Here is a 2,420-nt window from a genome sequence, read left to right as displayed (position 1 = left end):
GTTTCGAGGGTGGCGACTGCGCTTGCACGCGGGTTATAAGCACCGGGCGGCCTTTACCGGTGACGCGGCGAAACAGCCGCGCGCCCGCTGCCGCGACTTCGCACGCCTGTTTCCACCTCCCGCACGTCCTGCAAGGAGCTTTCATGCGCCTGTCCCGTCGCACGTCCGTTCTGGCCCTGCTTGCCGGCCTGATCGCAAGTTCTGCTTACGCCGCCGAGAAACTGCCGTCCTTCAAGGGCGACATCAATCAGACCTCGGTGTCCGGCCTGTCGTCCGGTGCGTTCATGGCTGCGCAGCTGCAGGTCGCGTATTCGGCCACGATCACCGGCGCCGGCATCGTCGCCGGCGGTCCGTATTACTGCGCGGCCGGGCTGATTGCGAATACCTCGATCTGCATGGGACAGGTACCGTTCGTCGCGCCGAATCCGGCGCTGATGGTATCGGCCGCACAGGGCTTTGCCGCGCTCGGCCAGATCGACAGCCTCGACAACCTGAAGAACGACAAGGTCTACATCTTCAGCGGCACCGACGACAGCGTCGTCAAGCAGGTCGCCGTCGATGCCACGGCCTCGTTCTTCGCCTATGCCGGCGTGCCGGCCGAGAACCTGCTGTACGTGAAGACCGTGCCGGCCGGCCACGCCTTCATCACGCCGTCCTTCGGCAACGACTGCAGCGCCAACGCCGGCCCGTACATCAGCCACTGCATCAAGGACGGCACCGGTTACGACCAGGCCGGCGCGATCCTGCAGCACATCTACGGCACGCTGAAGGCGCCGGTGACGACGCTGAGCGGCAAGATCGTCGAATTCGACCAGCGGCCGTTTGCGCCGGCGATCAGCAGCATGGCGCCGACCGGCTACCTGTACGTGCCGAAATCCTGCGCCGACGGCGCGGCCTGCAAGGTGCATGTCGCCATTCACGGCTGCCTGCAGTCGGCTGCCGCGGTCGGCGACGATGTCTACAGCAGGACCGGTTACAACAACTGGGCGGACAGCAATGACATCGTCGTGCTGTATCCGCAGGTCAATGTCTCCTACACGATCCCGTTCAATCCGCAGGGCTGCTGGGACTGGTGGGGTTACACCGGCTCGAATTACGCACTGAAATCCGGCGTGCAGATGGAGGCGATCTGGACGATGGTGCAGACGCTGGTCGCGAAACCCTGATTCTTTTGCCGGCCACATCCTGCCGGCACGTACCGGCACGGAAATGACCTCGGACGCCGGATTCGCATGCGAATCCGGCGTTTTTCATGAGTGCCACTGCACACCGCTGCCAGTTTCCTGCCCGCTGCGATTCCTGCGGACCGTGATGCCGGTCACACCGGAACGCCTTGTCTTTCAGCCCCTCGCCCCTTGTGGGAGAGGAGTTGGGGAGCGGGGGAGAAAAGCCATGCATTCACGTGTGATCGGTATGATCAGTGTTATCAGCCCTTCGCGCCCTGTGGCAGATACGATTCAGGAAGTGCCCGGCGCTTCCTCCGGGGCCTCCAGCAGGATCAGCTGCCGATCCGCAGCGACTGCGGCCTCGCCCTCCACGAGACCGAGCTGCCGGCGCGTGTAATAGAGCATCGAGCGCCGGCAGATGATTTCCGCCGATCCATTCGTCATGCCGTAGTCCAGCTCGATGATCCGGCGCTGCGCCTCGCTCAGGGCCGGATTGGCAGCGATGCGCAGCCTCACCCGGGTCTGCCAGTCGAGGTCTTCCGGCGCACTGCCCTGCGCATCGCCCGCCGGCGCCTCGAGGTCGAGAAAGCGCGCGAGCACGAAATCCCGGTAATCGCCGTGCTCATGGCAGTACGCCCGCGCATGCCAGCGCCAGCCGTCATGCGCGAGCGCGTGCGGGCTCAGCCAGCGCCAGTGCGGTTCGGGGCGGGACATCGACTGGTAGCACACGTGCAGGGCCCGCCGCTCGCGGATCGCGACCAGCACCTGACGCAGCGTGGCCGCCGCCACCAGACGCTGCGGCTGCGCATGCGTGGCCCACTCCGGCTGCCAGCCGAGCCAGCCCTGGGCCGGCGCGATCAGACCGCTGCCGAGGGCCTGCAGCTGCATCAGCCAGGCCTGCGCATCGGGGCGGATCAGCCGCGGCTCGAAGCCGGCCGCGGCGTAGTACGCCTTGGCGTTGCGGTCGTACTCGATCGCCGCGGGCGCCAGCGCCTGATAGCGGTTCAGATCGGCCGTCGCCACCTGCAGCGTCACGCCGAAGCGCGCCGCGATGTCGCCGCGGTTGATGCGGCCTTCCCAGTACAGGCGCAGCTCGATGAATTCGAGCCGCTCGCGCAGCGACAGGCGCAGCCCGTCGGGATCGAGTTCGGTAACAGCGGGGGGCGGGGGGCGTCTGTTCATATGTAAAATATATCAGTAAAAAAAACAGATGGAATTTTTGACTTGATGGATTAGGATTGCAGCCGTTGTCGC

Annotated in this window: 2 protein-coding genes; one reads left to right on the top strand and one right to left on the bottom strand. The window is 65.5% G+C overall.

All coding sequences use genetic code 11. The annotated features are described in order from the left end of the window. The first annotated feature begins 143 nt into the window (after positions 1 to 143). A complete protein-coding gene (locus tag PKE44_RS18350; protein ID WP_324554123.1) occupies positions 144 to 1,166 on the top strand; it encodes a PHB depolymerase family esterase in 1,023 nt (340 codons plus the stop codon). A 291-nt stretch (positions 1,167 to 1,457) separates the two neighbouring features. On the opposite strand, the gene PKE44_RS18345 is transcribed toward PKE44_RS18350, so the two are convergent. Next, on the bottom strand, positions 1,458 to 2,348 hold the full coding sequence (locus PKE44_RS18345; protein WP_324554121.1) for a WYL domain-containing protein: 891 nt from the start codon (positions 2,346 to 2,348) through the stop codon (positions 1,458 to 1,460). Positions 2,349 to 2,420: the final 72 nt, after the last annotated feature.

Source organism: Plasticicumulans sp. (assembly GCF_035331805.1).
In the GTDB taxonomy this organism is placed as follows: Bacteria; Pseudomonadota; Gammaproteobacteria; order Competibacterales; family Competibacteraceae; genus Plasticicumulans.
This window is presented reverse-complemented; position numbering and strand designations above follow the sequence as displayed.